Source organism: Streptomyces sp. NPDC050161 (genome assembly GCF_044460025.1).
Taxonomy (GTDB): Bacteria; Actinomycetota; Actinomycetes; order Streptomycetales; family Streptomycetaceae; genus Streptomyces.
Genome location: NZ_JBITJM010000017.1, coordinates 1 through 15,296 on the forward strand (window position 1 = coordinate 1; position 15,296 = coordinate 15,296).

The 15,296-nt window shown below is 72.6% G+C and carries 13 protein-coding genes; 6 read left to right on the forward strand and 7 right to left on the reverse strand.

Annotated features, from left to right (window positions below; translation table 11 throughout):
• Window positions 1-158 precede the first annotated feature (158 nt).
• From ACIBK8_RS25085 to ACIBK8_RS25095, 3 genes are all read left to right on the forward strand, one after another.
• Window positions 159-1,391, forward strand: a complete 1,233-nt coding sequence (locus tag ACIBK8_RS25085; RefSeq protein WP_399044103.1) for a protein phosphatase 2C domain-containing protein — start codon at window positions 159-161, stop codon at window positions 1,389-1,391.
• A gap of 176 nt (window positions 1,392-1,567) precedes the next feature.
• Complete coding sequence (locus ACIBK8_RS25090; protein ID WP_399044104.1) at window positions 1,568-3,310, forward strand: pyruvate dehydrogenase; 1,743 nt, start codon at window positions 1,568-1,570, stop codon at window positions 3,308-3,310.
• Between the two features lie 276 nt (window positions 3,311-3,586).
• Window positions 3,587-3,961, forward strand: coding sequence for an ATP-binding protein (locus ACIBK8_RS25095; RefSeq protein WP_399044105.1), 375 nt, complete (start codon window positions 3,587-3,589; stop codon window positions 3,959-3,961).
• Window positions 3,962-3,997: 36 nt separating this feature from the next.
• On the opposite strand, the gene ACIBK8_RS25100 is transcribed toward ACIBK8_RS25095, so the two are convergent.
• The 6 genes from ACIBK8_RS25100 to ACIBK8_RS25125 all read right to left on the reverse strand — a co-directional run bounded on the left by ACIBK8_RS25100 (window position 3,998) and on the right by ACIBK8_RS25125 (window position 10,738).
• Window positions 3,998-5,083: a DUF2637 domain-containing protein gene (locus ACIBK8_RS25100; protein ID WP_399044106.1), complete on the reverse strand. Its 1,086-nt coding sequence runs from the start codon at window positions 5,081-5,083 to the stop codon at window positions 3,998-4,000.
• A 221-nt stretch (window positions 5,084-5,304) separates the two neighbouring features.
• Window positions 5,305-6,213, reverse strand: coding sequence for a universal stress protein (locus tag ACIBK8_RS25105; RefSeq protein WP_399044107.1), 909 nt, complete (start codon window positions 6,211-6,213; stop codon window positions 5,305-5,307).
• A gap of 179 nt (window positions 6,214-6,392) precedes the next feature.
• The gene (locus ACIBK8_RS25110) at window positions 6,393-7,262 is read right to left on the reverse strand and encodes a universal stress protein (RefSeq protein WP_399044108.1); all 870 of its coding nucleotides are present in this window, start codon (window positions 7,260-7,262) and stop codon (window positions 6,393-6,395) included.
• 184 nt (window positions 7,263-7,446) lie between these two features.
• A complete protein-coding gene (locus ACIBK8_RS25115; RefSeq protein WP_399044109.1) occupies window positions 7,447-8,619 on the reverse strand; it encodes a cytochrome P450 in 1,173 nt (390 codons plus the stop codon).
• A 397-nt stretch (window positions 8,620-9,016) separates the two neighbouring features.
• Window positions 9,017-10,129 (reverse strand): tryptophan--tRNA ligase, encoded by a 1,113-nt coding sequence (gene trpS, locus ACIBK8_RS25120; protein WP_399044110.1) that lies wholly within the window; start codon window positions 10,127-10,129, stop codon window positions 9,017-9,019.
• A 219-nt stretch (window positions 10,130-10,348) separates the two neighbouring features.
• Entirely contained in the window at window positions 10,349-10,738 is a 390-nt protein-coding gene (locus ACIBK8_RS25125; protein ID WP_399044111.1) for an ArsR/SmtB family transcription factor, read from the reverse strand.
• A gap of 206 nt (window positions 10,739-10,944) precedes the next feature.
• On the opposite strand from ACIBK8_RS25125, the gene ACIBK8_RS25130 reads away from it, so the two are divergent.
• Window positions 10,945-12,102 (forward strand): MFS transporter, encoded by a 1,158-nt coding sequence (locus tag ACIBK8_RS25130; RefSeq protein WP_399044112.1) that lies wholly within the window; start codon window positions 10,945-10,947, stop codon window positions 12,100-12,102.
• Window positions 12,103-12,198: 96 nt separating this feature from the next.
• Here ACIBK8_RS25130 and ACIBK8_RS25135 read toward each other — a convergent pair whose 3' ends face one another.
• Window positions 12,199-13,038 (reverse strand): (2Fe-2S)-binding protein, encoded by an 840-nt coding sequence (locus ACIBK8_RS25135; protein WP_399044113.1) that lies wholly within the window; start codon window positions 13,036-13,038, stop codon window positions 12,199-12,201.
• Between the two features lie 130 nt (window positions 13,039-13,168).
• Here ACIBK8_RS25135 and ACIBK8_RS25140 point away from each other — a divergent pair, with 130 nt between their 5' ends.
• A complete protein-coding gene (locus ACIBK8_RS25140; RefSeq protein ID WP_399044114.1) occupies window positions 13,169-13,957 on the forward strand; it encodes a GntR family transcriptional regulator in 789 nt (262 codons plus the stop codon).
• Between the two features lie 346 nt (window positions 13,958-14,303).
• A complete protein-coding gene (locus ACIBK8_RS25145; RefSeq protein ID WP_399044115.1) occupies window positions 14,304-15,098 on the forward strand; it encodes an SDR family oxidoreductase in 795 nt (264 codons plus the stop codon).
• The last annotated feature ends 198 nt before the right edge of the window (window positions 15,099-15,296 follow it).

Genomic DNA, 15,296 nt, shown 5'->3' on the forward strand with positions numbered 1-15,296 from the left:
ACCCCCCCCCCCCCCCGCGCCCCCGCCCCGCGGCCCCCGCCCGGGGGGCCCCCCCCCCGCGGCCCCCCGCCGGGGCGGCCGGGGGGGGGGGCCCCCCCCCGGCGGAATGCGCCCGCACGCCCCGTTTCCCGGGCCGCCCCGCTGCGCAGAATCCGTCCATGAACCAGCAGGGTGCACGACGTGGCCACGAGGACCACTGGTGGCGGCAGCTGTACGGCGAAGCCGACACCGGCAGGGGCGCCGCCCCCGGAGCCCCGAACGGCCACGCCCCGCACCCGCCGCCCCGCGACACCGGTCCAGGCAAGTCCCCCGACACCCTGGACGAACGGGTCAACTCCGCACTCCGGGCGGTCGGTTGCCCACCGCGACCCGCCCCGCCGCCCGCGCCCGCCTCGCCCGCACCCGCCGCACCCCGGGCAGCCCCGCCCCGAGCCGCCTCCGCCGCCGCCCCGCAGGCGAGCCCGCTCCCCGCCCCCCGCCGCACACCGCCCCCGCATCCGGCCGTCGGCTTCATCGGGGACCGGCCGCCGACCTACGCACCCGAGCCGGTGGCGCTGCCGCCCGCCGACCCGGAGGCGCTCGGCGAGCTGGTACCCGACACGGTCCTGGACGGTGCCCAGTACGGCTCGCTCACCCTCAGAGCCGCATCGCAGCGCGGGGACTCCGCCCGCTACCGGGGCGAACCCCGCCGCGACGCACTGCTCGTCACCCGCTTCGGCACCGGCCGGCACACCCTGATCCTGGTCGCCGTCGGCACCGGCACACCCGCCGTCGCCGGCGCCCACCGCGCCGCGCACGACGCCTGCGCCTGGATCGGCGGCGCGGTCGGCCGCAGCTGCACCCATCTGGCCGATGACCTGCGCACCGACAACCGCAGCGCACTCAAGTCCGGGCTGCAACGGCTCACCGACCGCAGCTACGGCAGGCTGCGGTCCCGCGCCGCCGAGCTGGACCGCGCCCCGCAGGAGTACACGGCGTCGCTGCGCTGCCTGCTGCTGCCCGCCGACCCGGAGTGCCGGCTGCGGGTCTTCTTCGGCGTGGGCGAGGGCGGCACCCTACGGCTGGACGGCGACGGCTGGCAGGACCTGGAGCCCACACCCTCGGACCCCGGTGCGCCGCCCGCCGAAGCCCCTTCCTCCGGCGCCCCCGAGCCCGCGCGCCCCGACCCGTTCGTCTTCGGCACCGTCACCGCCCGCCGCGGTGACACCCTGCTGCTGTGCAGCGCCGGTCTCGCCGAGCCGCTCGCCGACGAGCCCGCCTTCGCCTCCCGCCTCGCCACCGACTGGTCGGCCCCGGAACCGCCCGGCCTCACCGCCTTCCTCGCCACCGCACAGATACGCGTCAAGGGCCACGCCAAGGACCGCACGGCCGTCGCCGTGTGGGACACCTAGGACGCACGAGCGGCTCAGACCAGGGAACGACGGCGACGCCATACGGGTGAGCCGCCCCGGCGCGGGTACCCGGCGATGGCGGGCGGGCCGCGCGGCCAGCGGAGGCGGAGCGCGGACGCTCGTGGGTTGATGAGGAGGGAACCGCCCACCGAAGGCGTCGAAGGAGCGAGCGCGACATGGCGAAGCAGACCGTGGCCGAGCAATTCGTGGACATCCTGGTGCGGGCCGGCGTGCAGCGGCTGTACGGGGTCGTCGGCGACAGCCTGAACCCCGTCGTCGACGCCATCCGCCGCACACCCGACCTCGACTGGATCCAGGTCAGACACGAGGAGACCGCCGCGTTCGCCGCCGGGGCCGAGGCGCAGATCACCGGCAGACTCGCGGCCTGCGCCGGCTCCTGCGGGCCGGGCAACCTGCACCTGATCAACGGCCTCTACGACGCCCACCGGTCCATGGCCCCGGTGCTCGCCCTCGCCTCGCAGATCCCGTCGAGCGAGATCGGCACCGGCTACTTCCAGGAGACCCACCCCGACCGGCTGTTCGCCGAATGCAGCCACTACAGCGAGCTGATCTCCAGCAGGCAGCAGATGCCGCGGGTCCTCCAGACCGCCATCCAGCACGCCGTCGGGCAGAGCGGCGTCGCGGTCGTCTCGCTGCCCGGCGACATCGCTGCCGAGGCCGCACCCGACCGCGCCGTCGAGCACGCCCTGGTCACCTCGCGCCCCTCGGTACGCCCCGGCGACGCCGAGATCGACCGGCTCGCCGAGATGATCGACGCGGCCGGCAAGGTCACCCTGTTCTGCGGCAGCGGCACGGCGGGCGCACACACCGAGGTGATGGATTTCGCCGAGCGGATCAAGGCCCCGGTCGGGCACGCGCTGCGCGGCAAGGAGTGGATCCAGTACGACAACCCGTACGACGTCGGCATGAGCGGCCTGCTGGGCTACGGCGCGGCGTACGAGGCGACCCACGAGTGCGATCTGCTGATCCTGCTCGGCACGGACTTCCCTTACAACGCGTTCCTGCCGGACGACGTCAAGATCGTCCAGGTCGATGTCCGCCCCGAACACCTGGGCAGGCGCTCCAAACTCGACCTCGCCGTCTGGGGAGACGTCCGCGAGACGCTGCGCTGCCTGACACCCAAGGTGCAGATCAAGTCACAGCGCACCTTCCTGGACCGGATGCTCAAGAAGCACGCCGACGCCCTGGAAGGCGTGGTCAGCGCCTACACCCGCAAGGTCGAGAAGCACATCCCGATCCACCCCGAATTCGTGGCGTCGGTCCTGGACGAAGAGGCCGCCGACGACGCGGTGTTCACCGTCGACACCGGTATGTGCAACGTCTGGGCGGCCCGCTATCTGAGCCCCAACGGCCGCCGCAGGGTGATCGGTTCGTTCACCCACGGATCGATGGCGAACGCGCTGCCGCAGGCCATCGGCGCCCAGTTCATCGACCGCGGGCGGCAGGTCGTGTCGATGTCGGGCGACGGCGGATTCACCATGCTGATGGGCGACTTCCTGACCCTGGTCCAGTACGACCTGCCGGTCAAGGTCGTGCTGTTCAACAACTCATCGCTGGGCATGGTGGAGCTGGAGATGCTGGTCGCCGGGCTCCCCTCGTACGGCACCACCAACCACAACCCGGACTTCGCGGCGCTCGCCCGTGCGGCCGGCGCGCACGGCGTGCGGGTGGAGAAGCCCAAACAGCTGCGCGGCGCGCTGCGGGACGCGTTCGCGCACAAGGGCCCGGCGCTGGTCGACATCGTCACCGACCCCAACGCGCTGTCCATCCCGCCGAAGATCAGCGCCGAGATGGTGTCCGGCTTCGCGCTGTCGGCCGGCAAGATCGTGCTGGACGGCGGAGTCGGCCGGATGCTCCAGATGGCACGCTCCAACCTCCGGAATATTCCCCGGAGATGACGTCCGGCATACCGCGATCCGGCCTGCTGATGGCCGGATCCGGCGCCTCTCCGCGTGCCCCGCGGCCCGCCGCCGCAGAACCGTGAAACCGCAAGCATGTCGCCTTGCCCCGTGGGCATGCATCACCGTGAGGCTGTTCGAGAGAGCGGTTCTGAGGGGACGTTCGGGGCGGGGGAGATGATGCGGCACCCTGTGTGGCGCCAGGAGCGGGACGGACGGGAACGGACGACCGGGGGGAGCCGGGGGACGGCAGTTGCCGCACGCGAACCGTGGGTGATGGAACGCAAGGTCCAGGAGGCCGACCTGAGCGCGGTGGCCGACGTACGCAGGGAGCTGCGCCGGATGCTGAGTCGCTGGGACGCACCCTCGCACGGCGATATATCGGACGTCGCGTCGTTATTGATCAGCGAGTTGGTCACCAACGCCCTCGTGCACACCACGGGCGGCGCCGTCGTCACCGCGACGGTCACCGACCGGCTGCGCGTCGAGGTCCGCGACTGCGCCACCACCCGCCCGGAGCCGCGGGCGCCGACCGGCGACGGTACGTCGGGCCGTGGCCTGTTCCTGGTCCGCACCCTCGCCGACGCCTGGGGTGTACGCACCCACGGCCTCGGCAAAAGCGTCTGGTTCGAGCTGGGCGGACCGGCCTGACCCGGTGACGTGAGGGCCGGGCGGGCCCGCCGTGTCTCAGCCGAACTGCCGCTCGATCGCGGCGAGTTTCTCCTCCAGCGAGTCCAGCCGGGGGAGGGTCTGGGTGTCGTCCTCCGCCGTGAGGTCGAAGGACTGCGGACGGGCGGCGGCGGGGTCGCCGTCGGCGCCGCTCACCGCCTTGAGGGCAGGCCGGGAACGCAACGGCAACTCCCCCGCGGGCAGCGAGGGCGGTCCGTCGGTTATGGCGGGGTCAGGACCCGGCACCTCCGCGGTCGCGGTGGCCGTCGCGCCCTGGGGAACCGCCAGCTGACGCCCCTGCCTGCCGACGCCCCAGGAGCGGTGCTGCCGGTTGATGGCCTTGATCCTGGCCCGGTCGAGCTTGCCCTGCTCCCGCCTGCGCAGCCGGTTCCGCTCCTTCTCCTTGCGGTCCTCCCTGACCTCTTCGACGGCCTCGTCCAGCGACCGCACCCCCTCCAGCAGCATCAGCGACCAGGCGGCGAACGTCTCCCGAGGGGCCCGCAGCCAGCGCACGATCCGGATCTGCGGCAGCGGGCGGGGCACCAGACCCTGCTCGCGCAGCGCCGCCCGCCGGGTCTGCTTCAGCGCCCGGTCGAAGAGCACCGCGGCCGACAGCGACATCCCGGCGAAGAACTGCGGCGCGCCCGCGTGGTCGAGCCCCCGGGGCGCGTGCACCCAGTTGAACCAGGCAGCCGCACCGGCGAACGTCCACACCAGCAGACGCGAGCCGAGCGCCGCGTCACCGTGGCTGGCCTCGCGCACGGCGAGCACCGAGCAGAACATCGCCGCGCCGTCGAGCCCGAACGGCACCAAGTACTCCCAGCCTCCGGAGAGGTTGAGGTTCTGCACGCCGAAGCCGACCAGACCGTGGAAGGACAGTGCCGCGGCGACCGCGGCACAGCAGAACAGCAGCAGGTACGAGGCCATGGCGTAGACGGCTTCCTTGCGGCGCCTGCGATCCTCGCTGCGCTCCCAGGAGTCGTCGCCGGACGGACGGCCCGCCGAGCGCCTGCCGCGCGCGACCACCGCGACGGCCACCAGGATGCCGACGAGCAGCAGCGCCGCCGGGACCAGCCAATCCAGCGATATGTCGGTTGTTCTCATGCCGGGATTCCTTGCCTCGCGTTCCGCGCTTCCGCGCGCCATCCTGGCGGAACGCCCGGCCGGTACAGGGGGATTCGGCACAAGAGAACGCCAATGAGCGCGATGCGGCGGGCATGCACCACTTTGGCGTCGAACTGCTGGACGTGGCAGGTGAGTTGAGTTCGAAGGAAGTCACCCTGACGGGTGGGTGCGTGGGCCGCCCCGGACCCCGGGCCCCCACCTCAGCTGTACGGAACCACCGCCACAGGACAGGTCACGTGATGGATGGCGGCGTGTGCGACGGGGCCGATACGGGGTGCGGGAAGCGGGTGGTGCAGCCGTCGGCCGACCGCCACCAGCTCGGCTCCGGCGGTGGTTCCGACCAGGGCGTGCGAGGGGCTCTCCGGCAGCACCGTCAGCTGGAGCGGTACATCGGGGAAGCGCTCCCGCCATGGGGCCATGGCCTGCTGCAGCTCCTTCTCGGCGTCCTCGGTGACCTCCGCCGCGACGTCCGGCTCGATTCCCCAGGGCACGTAGGCGTGGACGGGGAGCGGGCGTCCGTGCAGGACCTGGAGCGGAACGCCGCGGCTCGCCGCGGCGTCGAAGGCGAAGGTGAGCAGCGCGTCGCACGGCCTTTTGAGGCCGACGCAGACGACGACCCTCGGCCCGGCCGACTTCGGCGTGCCGCGCGCGGATTCGGTCCGTGCCTCCGCCGCCGCTGCCTTTGCCGACCAACTGCCGCGGACCAGCACGACGGGCCGCTCCGCCCGGCCGATCACGTCCCAGCCGACATCGCCCAGTACGTAGCCCTCCCACGCCGTGAGGGCGCGCGACCCGAGCACCACCATCCGCGACGTGTCCGCCGCGCGCAGCAGGGCCGGCACCGCTTCGGATCCCACCAGCTCCTCCATGATCCCGAGGCCGGGGTGGCGCGTACGTACCTCCTCCACGGCCCGGCGCACGATCTGCCGGGCGCCGGCGTTCTGGTCGCGCTCCGGGGGTGTGTCCTGGGCCTCGGCAGCCAGCAGTATCCAGGCGTGCAGCAGCCGCAGCACCGCCTGGCGCCGGTCTGCTTCATCGGCCGCCCACCGTGCCGCGGCAAGGCTCTCCACCGACCCGTCGAGGCCCACAGCGATCGTTTCCGGCTCCATGGTGACCTTCTTCCGGTACAGGGCGAGGCGCGCAGGCCCGGCGGACCCGCCCCGGGCACGTCAAGCCTGCGCGTCGCCCCGCCCGGTGCTCAATGAGCCGACCAGCGCTGCCGGGGACCGAACGGCCCCTACGGCCGACGGCCGCCCGGCCCCTCGGACGCGTCGTGCCGCGCCCGCGCTCACCCCCGCCACGGCACGATGGCCACGGGGCACGCCGCATGAAAGAGCGCGGTACGGGCCACCCGCCCGAGATGCGGTTCGCCGTGAGCGCGGCGATGCCCGCCGATGACGAGGACATCAGCGGTGGTCGAGCGGTGCATCAGCGCCTTGTGCGCGGGCCCTTCGACCGCGAGGCGATGCACCGGTACCTCGGGCTGCTCGCCTGCCACGTCGTCGCGGAGACCGTCCAGCAGCCGCCACGCGTCCTGCTCGTGGCGGCTTAGGGCCTCCCGGTGGAGCGAAGGACCACCCGGCTCGTGCGCGGGGTGCTGCCAGGCGTGGACGGCCTCCAGCGCACAGCCGCGGGCCGCCGCCTCGCGCACGGCGAAGCTCACCGCGTCCGGCGCGTCGGCCGCCTTCGCCACACCGAGCAGCACCCGCGCGTGCGCCCCCGCGACGGCGGCGGGCTCTCCCCGCACCACGACCACCGGGCACGGCGCCCGGCCCGCAACGGCCAGGGTCACCGAACCCAGCAGCACCCCGGCCATCTTGCCGCGCCCCCGCCGGCCGAGCACCAGTACCGAGGCGTGGCGCCCTTCCCCGAGCAGGGCCGTGACCGGGTCGGCGGCGAGGACTTCCGTCGAGACCCCGAGGTGCGGGTGGCGGCGGCGGGCGCGGTCGGCGGCGGACCGCACGATGTCATCCGCCAGCACCTGCTCCGTGGGACGCAACGGGCCCCGGTCCTGTCCCCCGCCCTCGTAGCGTTCCCACAGGGAAGCGTGCACGATCCGGAGCGTCGCCCCGTGGCGTGCCGCTCCGTCCGCCGCCCAGTCCAGCGACCGCACCGCGGGATCCGATCCGTCCACTCCCACGACCCAGGGGCGCTCCATGGCCCTCACCTCCGCTCACGCACCGGCATCCGCCGAATCGGAAACCGTGCTGCCGATCGTGAGCGTCAGTGATCGCGATCTGTGGGACGTGCGGCCCCGGATACGCCCGTGTGCGCTCAACGGCGACGGCGACGGCGACGGGGCCGGTGGCAGCGGCGGCCGTGGGGCGGGGCGCCGCTGCTGCCTACCAGGTGACGGGCAGGTGCAGCGGGCTGCGGGTGATGGTGCCCAGACGCCACTGGACGGCGTCGTCCGATGTGGTCAGGCGCAGGCCGGGGAGGCGGGCGGCGAGGCGGTGCAGGCCGAGGTGCAGTTCGGTGCGGGCCAGCCAGGTGCCAGGGCAGTAGTGGCGGCCTCCGCCGAAGGCCAGGGTCGGGCTCTCCAGCGGTGCGAACAGGTCGCTGAAGGGATCGTCCGAGAACACCGCCGGATCCCGGTTGGCCGCGGCGCGGTCGACGACGACGATCTCGCCGGCCCGGACGGTGACGCCGCCGACGTCGATGTCCTCGTGTGCCCGGAGCGGGTTGGGCCGTTCGTCGGGGTCGCCGAGCGGGATCAGGTGCAGCATGCGCTCGGTCAGAAGGCGGGCCGCGGCTTCGTCGGAGCCCAGGCGGGCCCAGACATCGGGGCGCTCGCCCAGCAGGTAGAGCAGGGAGTTGCTGAGCATGGTCATCGCGGTGTCGTGGCCGCCCACGACCAGCGTGCTGACCAGGTTGACGAGTTGCGGCTCGGTGATACCCCCCTCCTCGTCGGTGGCCTGGACCAGGGAGCTGACGAGGTCAGGGCCCGGTGTGTGCCGCCGCTCGGCCAGCAGCTTGAGGGTGAACTCGGTGAACTCCCGGGTGGCTTCGGTGGTCTTCGCCAGGTCCGTCGTGGCACCGGCGAAGGCGTGCTCGGCCCAGTGGAGCAGGCGGGCGTTGTCGACGTCGTGGACGCCCGTCAGCCTGCGCATGACCGCGATGGGCAGCGGTTGGGTGTAGTGGGTGACCAGGTCCGCCGGCGAGCCGTGCTCGACGAGCGCGTCGAGCAGCTGGTCGACGACGCCGGCCACCCACGGCGTCATGCGGGCGATCGCACGGGGGCTGAACGCGCGCTTGATGGCGCGGCGCAGCCGGAGGTGCTGGTCGTCGTGCACGTTGGCGACCGCGTCGGGGGCGTCCACCAGGTTGGTGGTGTCGTCGTCCGCTGCGGTCGGCGCGTCGCGTTGGAACGTGGCGTGGTTGATGACGAAGCGGACGTCGGTGTAGCGGCTGAAGTGCCAGGCGGGGGTGCCGTCGGGCAGGGTCGTGCGCCGCGGTGGTGCGGGTTCGGCGGTGGTCAGACGGTGCAGGGGGAGGATGGTGTCGGTGCTGGGCATACATCTCCCGTCGGCGCGCCGGAGCGGCGGGCTGTTGACGTGGCCGGTTCGTTGTCGCCGACCGCACCGTGGATCCGTCGACCGGGCCGTGCGCGAAGCCGTGCGTGGTCAGGATCCCCGCGCTCGCCGCGGGCCGGATGCGGGCCTTGGCCTGTTCACGTACCGCCTCGCGCTGCCGGATCGATGCGCGTTCGGCTGGAGATCTTTCGCCGGGCCCCGGGGCCGGAGCCTGCCGGAGGTCCCCGGTCATCCTGACCGCAGTAGTCGATCAAGTGCCAATGGATCATGGGGAATTCACCCGCACGTGGGGTGTGCGCCGAGCAGGGCGGCCCGGTCCCGGAACGCGCCTCCCGCCTGCTGACGGTCAACTGCCCGTCACCGAACGGGCATGGAACCGTCAGTAGTCGCTCTTCATCGCCCTGCGCACTTCGCCGAGCGTGGTATCGGCCACGTCCCTGGCCCGCTCGTTGCCTTCGCGCAGTATCCGACGGAGATGGCCGCGGTCCTGTGCGTACCGGGCGCGGCGGGCCCGGATCGGTGCCAGGTACTCGTTGACGGCTTCGGTGACGGTCTTCTTCAGGGCGGCGGCTCCCGCGGAGCCGATGCCGTCGGCGATCTGCTGGGGTGTGCCGCCCTGGCAGAGGGCGGCGAGCAGCAGGAGTGAGGACACCTCGGGGCGGGTGGCCGGGTCGTAGGTGATGTGGCGGTCGGAGTCGGTCCTGGCGCGCCGGATCAGTGCGGCGGTCTCGTCGGCGTCGGCGGCCAGAGCGATGGCGTTGCCCCGGCTCTTGCTCATTTTGGTGCCGTCGGTGCCGAGCAGCAGCGGCGCGTCGGACAGCAGGGCGTCGGGCTCGGGGAACACCGGACCGCCGTTGCCGTAGCGGTCGTTGAAGCGGCGCGCGAGGGTCCGGGTGAGTTCGAGGTGGGGGAGCTGGTCCTGGCCGACCGGGACGAGGTTGGCCTTGCAGAAGAGGATGTCGGCCGCCTGATGGGCGGGGTAGGTGAACATCAGGCCGCTGACGGAGGACTGCCGCGAGTGGGCGATCTCGTCCTTGACCGTGGGGTTGCGGCTCAGCTCGGCGACCGAGACCAGGCTGAGGAACGGCAGCAGCAGCTGGTTGAGCGCGGGAACGGCGCTGTGCGTGAAGATCGTGCTGCGGCTCGGATCCACGCCGATGGCGAGATGGTCGAGCATCAGCTCCTCGACGTGCCCGGTGAGGTCGTCCGCCACGTCGCGGTCGGTCAGCACCTGGTAGTCCGCGATGATCACGAACAGGTCCACCCCGAGGTCCTGGAGCCGTACCCGGTTGTGGAGGGTGCCGAAGTAGTGGCCCACGTGCAGCCGCCCGGTCGGACGGTCGCCGGTCAGCACGCGGAAGCGCCCCGGGTCTTCCTGGATGAGCTTCTCCAGCTCCGCGCTGCGGGTTTGTGCGGCGGACGTCCCGATCGCGTCCGCCGGTGAACCGGCTGCGGGGGAGGCGGTGCCCGGGGTCGGGGAAGTGGTGATCATGAACTCTCCTGGTCTGGGTCGCTGCCGTCATCGGGACGGCGAAACCCCTGATCCAGGGAAGACGAAAGGGCCGTCCGGTGAACGGCCCGGTCATGCGTGAGAGGTGGCCGCTCCTACGAGGAGCGCCACCAGGTCAGGCATGAAGAACGATGCATGCACACATCATAACGTCGGTCGTACGCGGCGGCAGGCGCGTCCGCGGGCCGTCGCCGCGGCGGCTCACTTCCCGGGGCTCGTGTCCGGTGTCCAGGCGGCGATCAGGTCGAGCAGGCCGGGGAAACGGGTGTTGAGGTCGTCGACGCGTACGTGGCTGCGGCGTTCCAGGCCGTACTGGCGCTGCCGGGTGATGCCGGCGTCGCGCAGGGCGCGGAAGTGATGGGTGAGCGAGGACTTCGGGCGGTCGAGCCCGAACCAGCCGCAGGGGTGGTCGAATTCCTCGCGTTCCACCAGGAGCGCGTGCACGATGCCCATCCGCAGAGGGTCGCTCAGGGCGCCGAGCACGGTTTCCAGGCGGAGGTCGGCCACGGCCGGTTCCGGCAGCGGTTCCGGCAGGCCGGGGGGTTCCGGCAGGACCTTGATGGCTGACTCCGGCGGCTCGGTGGACGGCATGGCCACCCCTTTCTTGCGACGTCACCCGTTAGTACGAGTTCAATCGTACTGCATGCTAAGTTCGACTCAACTCGTACTGGACGGTGGAGGGAATGCCCATGTCGGTGAGTTCAACGGTGCCCCGGGGCGCGGTACGTGAGCGGGATGCCGGGCGAACGGGTGTGGTTCCAGGGGGCGTTGACCCGGCCCCCGTGTGGTGGATCTGGATGGCGGCATGGCCGGTCACCGCGATTTTCGTGCTGTCCAATGCGGCCACTCCGCTGTATGTGCTCTGGCAGCGGGACATCGGCTTCTCCAAGGGCATGCTCACCGTGATCTTCGCCTGCTACATCGTGGGGCTGCTGGGATCGCTGCTGGTGTCGGGTGTGGTCTCCGACCGGTTGGGCCGCAAGCGGGTGCTGCTGCCGGCGCTCGCTCTGGCCCTGATGGCCTGCGGGATCTTCGCGACCGCGTCATCGGTGGCCGCCCTCGTCGTGGCGCGGCTGCTGACCGGCATCGCCGTCGGCGCGGCCGTCTCCGCGGGCATGGCGGCGGTGACGGACGTGGCGGGGCAGCGGCGCAAGCGGCTGGCGGCCCTGCTCGCGTCCTGCGCGATGGTCCTGGGGGCGGGGCTCGGCCCGTTCCTCTCCGGTGTCCTGTCCGAGACGCTCCCGGCGCCGACCGTCACGGTGTTCCTCGTCGAGGCGGTGCTGCTGGCGACCGCCGCCCTCGTCGTGGTGCGGATGCCGGTGCCGCGTCCCGCCGCGACGGGCGGCGGGGCCTGGATACGCGTCCCCGGGGTGCCGCGCGAGAGCCGTACGCAACTGGTGCTCGGCATCGCCGCGTTCGGCCCCGGCATCACCGCGACCTCGTTCGTGCTGTCGCTCGGACCCTCGCTGCTGTCCGGCGCGCTGCACACCACCAGCCGGGTGGTCGCGGGAGGCATGGCCTTCGTGATGTTCCTCGTCGCGACCGGCGTCCAGTTCGCGGTGCAGCGGCTGCGGAGGCGCACGGTCCTCATGGCCGGAGCCGTCAGTACGGCACTCAGTACGGCGGCGCTCGTCGTCGCGGTGCACGCCTCGTCCGTCCCGGCGCTCACCGCGTCCGCCGTGCTGGCGGGCGCGGGCCAGGGATTGGGCCAGCTCGGCGGCCTCTCCCTGCTCAACTCCGCCGTCCCGCCGCGGCGTCTGGCCGAGGCCATCGCCGCGCTCAACGTCGGCGGCTACCTGCCGGCCGGTTCCCTGCCGGTGGCGGCCGGTTACCTCAGTGACGCCACGGGGCTGACGACCGGGGCGACGGTCTTCGCCGCCGTCCTCGCGGCCCTCGCCGTCGCCGGCGGTCTGGTGGTGGCCGCCGCCCGCCGCCGGATCCCGGAACCGGCCTGAGGGAGGGGAGCGGGGGAGTGCGCGGCGTCAACCGAACGTCCCTGTGGGGGCCGGGAGTTGAGGGTTGCCCCGGCCGCCCGGGAGGCCGGGTGTGTGTCAGGCGGTCGCGCTGAGGCGGCTGATGCGGTCGGCGTCGCAGGTGCGCGGGCAGGTCACGCAGGTGTCGTCGGGGCGCAGCGTGTAGAACATGCAGCAGCTCGCGCGGTCCCGGGTCGGCAGTGCCTCGCCGGAGGGACCGGTCAGCTCGCGGAAGGCCGCGCTGCCGACGTACGGGGCGGTGGCACCGGGCAGCAGCTGCTCCAGCTCGGCCATCGCGCGCGGTTCCTCGCCCAGGAGGTGCCCGAGATACCACAGGCCCTCGACGATCTCGTCCGTCGCCATGCCCCACAGGGCGCGCGGGCCGCGCCGCATCCGGGGGCGGAACCCGTCGAGCACGGGCGCCAGATGCTCGGCGACCGCGTCCCGCACCTCGGCGCGCAGCGCCTCCTCGTCCGGCACCACACGGGCCCCGGGCAGACCGGCCGCCGGGTCGCCGGGAAGACACGCGAACGAGCGCACCCGTACGGCCATCCGGCCCAGCTCGCGCTGGAAGGTGACGTCCGCCACCGGCAGCCGCGGCACCCGGCGGTTCAGGAACCACGGCATGGTGATGAGCAGGCAGGCGGGCCAGGCGTAGCGGTGCAGCGCGAAGCTGGCGATGACGTCAGGCCGGGCGCGGGTGTGGTAATCCCGCAGGACCTGCTCGTCGTCCCAGGCCAGGAAGGCGTCCAGGGCTTCGTCGCCGGCCGCGAGTGCGGCGGCTGGCACCCAGCCGGGGCCGCTGGGCGCGGCCGTGTCCCACTCGGTCACCCGCAGGCCGGGGAACACCTCGGTGAGCCTGGCGTAGGCGCCCGCGAACGGTGAGGTCAGGGCAGGCGCGGCAAGGGCAGGAGTCATGCGGGAGACCACCGAATCGGGATCGTTGGCAGGTAAGCCTTACCTTACCTGAAGACATTACCCCGACTCCGCGAGGTGTGAACCCCGGTTCCGGACGCCTAAAGTGCTGGGGATGTCAGGAGGAAGCACCATGGAGCAGGGCAGAGCGGAAGCGCAGACCCCGGTCCGGGCACGGGTGCCCGCGCAAGCCGGTTCCGCCGCGCCGCACGGCGATCACGTCGTCCATGAGCGTGCCACGGCGGTCCACGCGGCGAGTGCCGCGACACCCGACGCCGCGGGGCAGGGCGCGCCGCGCCTGCGGCGGCACTCCGTACGCGGCCAGGTGCTCGCGGCGCTGCGGGAAGCGCTGCTCGCCGGTGAACTGACGCCGGGCGAGGTCTACTCCGCGCCCGCGCTCGGCACGCGGTACGGCGTCTCGGCCACCCCCGTCCGCGAGGCGATGCAGCAACTCGCGGGCGAGGGCGCCGTCGAAGTGGTCCCCAACCGCGGCTTCCGGGTCGCCGAGCGCAGCGCGCGTGACCTCGCCGAACTCGCCGAGGTCCGCGCCATGCTGGAGATCCCGGCGATCGTCAGGCTGGCCAGGGCGCTGCGCCCGGAGCGCTGGGAGGAACTGCGCCCGCAGGCCGCGGCCTGCGTCACGGCCGCGGCGCACGGCGACCGGGTCGGCTACGCCGAGGCGGATCTGGCCTTCCATCACGCCCTGATGTCCCTGACCGGCAACCGCCGCCTGGTGGAGGTCGCCGACGACCTGCTGCGCCGCACCCAGCGCCCGGCCGGCGGCTCCCGGCTGCGTACCGCGGAGCTGCTGGCCGACGCGTCGGAGCACACGGCACTCCTGGACGCCCTGGCCGCGCAGGAGTACGAGGTCGTCGAGCGCATCGCCCGCGCGCATCTGTCGGTGGCCCGCCACCCGCACTGACCGGTCGTGGCGCCGGGGGGGGCGGGCCGTGGCGGCAGAGTCCGTGTCCGGAGCCTGCGAGCCGGACCTGATCCGGACCGGCAGGCCCCTGGGTTCTGTTGTGAAAGCGCTGGGCACAGCCACTCGTTGAGAACTGCGACCAGCGCGGTCGCCTCGTAGCGGACCGCGGGCGTGTCATACCTCGTGGCTACAGCCCGGTGGCGCTTGAGGCGGTTGCGGGCGCGGTCCGTCGGGACCGGGATCCGCTTGCTTGGAGTGCACTCCAGGGTCATAGCGTTGAGACAGCTGAACCGAACACCCGACGCGTCGACGCATCATCCCGCACGACCAACGAGAGTGACGGCAAGTGACGGACAACCAATTCACCACGCATGCAGAACTTTTCGATCTGTGCGGAAAGCGCGCGCTCGTCACCGGTGGCACCAGAGGCATCGGAATGATGATCGCGCGTGGCCTTCTCCAGGCGGGCGTCCGCGTGGTCATCAGCTCACGCAACGCAGAAGCGTGCGCTCAGGCGCAGGAACAGCTTTCCGCATTCGGTGAGGTGCGGGCCATCCCCGCCGACCTGTCCCGCCACGACGAGTGCCGGCGACTGGCCGACCTCGTCACCGCCGACTCGGAACGTCTCGACATCCTCGTCAACAACGCGGGCGCCATGTGGGACGAGCCGCTGGCGACGTTCCCGGACGCGGCCTGGGACACGGTCGTCGACCTCAACCTGAAGTCGCCGTTCTGGCTGGTCCAGGCGCTGCTGCCCGCACTTCGCGAGGCGGGCACCGCCGACGATCCCGCGCGGATCATCAACATCGGCAGCATCGCCGCCATCCACATCCCCCAGCGGCCCAACTACTCGTACTCCAGCAGCAAGGCCGCACTGCATCAACTCACCAGAGTGCTCGCCAAGGAACTGGGACCGCAGCACGTCACCGTGAACGCCGTGGCGCCGGGACCGTTCCCGTCGGCGATGATGGCGGCAACCCTCGATGAGCTCGGCGAGGCGATCGCGGCGTCGGCCCCACTGCGCCGGATCGGCCGCGACGACGACATGGCGGGTGTCGCCGTGTTCCTCGCCAGCCGGGCAGGCGCATACCTCACAGGCACCGTGATCCCCGTCGACGGCGGCATCGCCACCACCGCGTAGGCCGCCTGGGCGATGTGGCGTCAGGGGTGGGCTTCCCCGCCGGGCTGAACCGCCGCCGGGCGCAGGTGAGTTCAAGATCTGGCGTGACCCGGCTGGAGCGGTGTGCGCGAACAGCTCTCCCTTTCCGCGTGATCGGGATTGATGCCCTATCGGATGGGCATCCGCGGGCCCCGGAAGTGCGTCAGCCGGTTTCGACGC

Excerpts from the sequence above, each read along its gene's own strand:
- ACIBK8_RS25115 (WP_399044109.1), bottom strand. The coding sequence starts at position 8,619 with ATGCCCAGCACCGACACCATCCTCCCCCTGCACCGTCTGACCACCGCC.
- ACIBK8_RS25125 (WP_399044111.1), bottom strand. The coding sequence starts at position 10,738 with ATGCCGTCCACCGAGCCGCCGGAGTCAGCCATCAAGGTCCTGCCGGAA.
- ACIBK8_RS25100 (WP_399044106.1), bottom strand. The coding sequence starts at position 5,083 with ATGAGAACAACCGACATATCGCTGGATTGGCTGGTCCCGGCGGCGCTG.
- ACIBK8_RS25130 (WP_399044112.1), top strand. The coding sequence starts at position 10,945 with ATGGCGGCATGGCCGGTCACCGCGATTTTCGTGCTGTCCAATGCGGCC.
- ACIBK8_RS25140 (WP_399044114.1), top strand. The coding sequence starts at position 13,169 with ATGGAGCAGGGCAGAGCGGAAGCGCAGACCCCGGTCCGGGCACGGGTG.
- ACIBK8_RS25095 (WP_399044105.1), top strand. The coding sequence starts at position 3,587 with ATGGAACGCAAGGTCCAGGAGGCCGACCTGAGCGCGGTGGCCGACGTA.
- ACIBK8_RS25110 (WP_399044108.1), bottom strand. The coding sequence starts at position 7,262 with ATGGAGCGCCCCTGGGTCGTGGGAGTGGACGGATCGGATCCCGCGGTG.
- trpS (WP_399044110.1), bottom strand. The coding sequence starts at position 10,129 with ATGATCACCACTTCCCCGACCCCGGGCACCGCCTCCCCCGCAGCCGGT.
- ACIBK8_RS25105 (WP_399044107.1), bottom strand. The coding sequence starts at position 6,213 with ATGGAGCCGGAAACGATCGCTGTGGGCCTCGACGGGTCGGTGGAGAGC.
- ACIBK8_RS25085 (WP_399044103.1), top strand. The coding sequence starts at position 159 with ATGAACCAGCAGGGTGCACGACGTGGCCACGAGGACCACTGGTGGCGG.
- ACIBK8_RS25090 (WP_399044104.1), top strand. The coding sequence starts at position 1,568 with ATGGCGAAGCAGACCGTGGCCGAGCAATTCGTGGACATCCTGGTGCGG.
- ACIBK8_RS25135 (WP_399044113.1), bottom strand. The coding sequence starts at position 13,038 with ATGACTCCTGCCCTTGCCGCGCCTGCCCTGACCTCACCGTTCGCGGGC.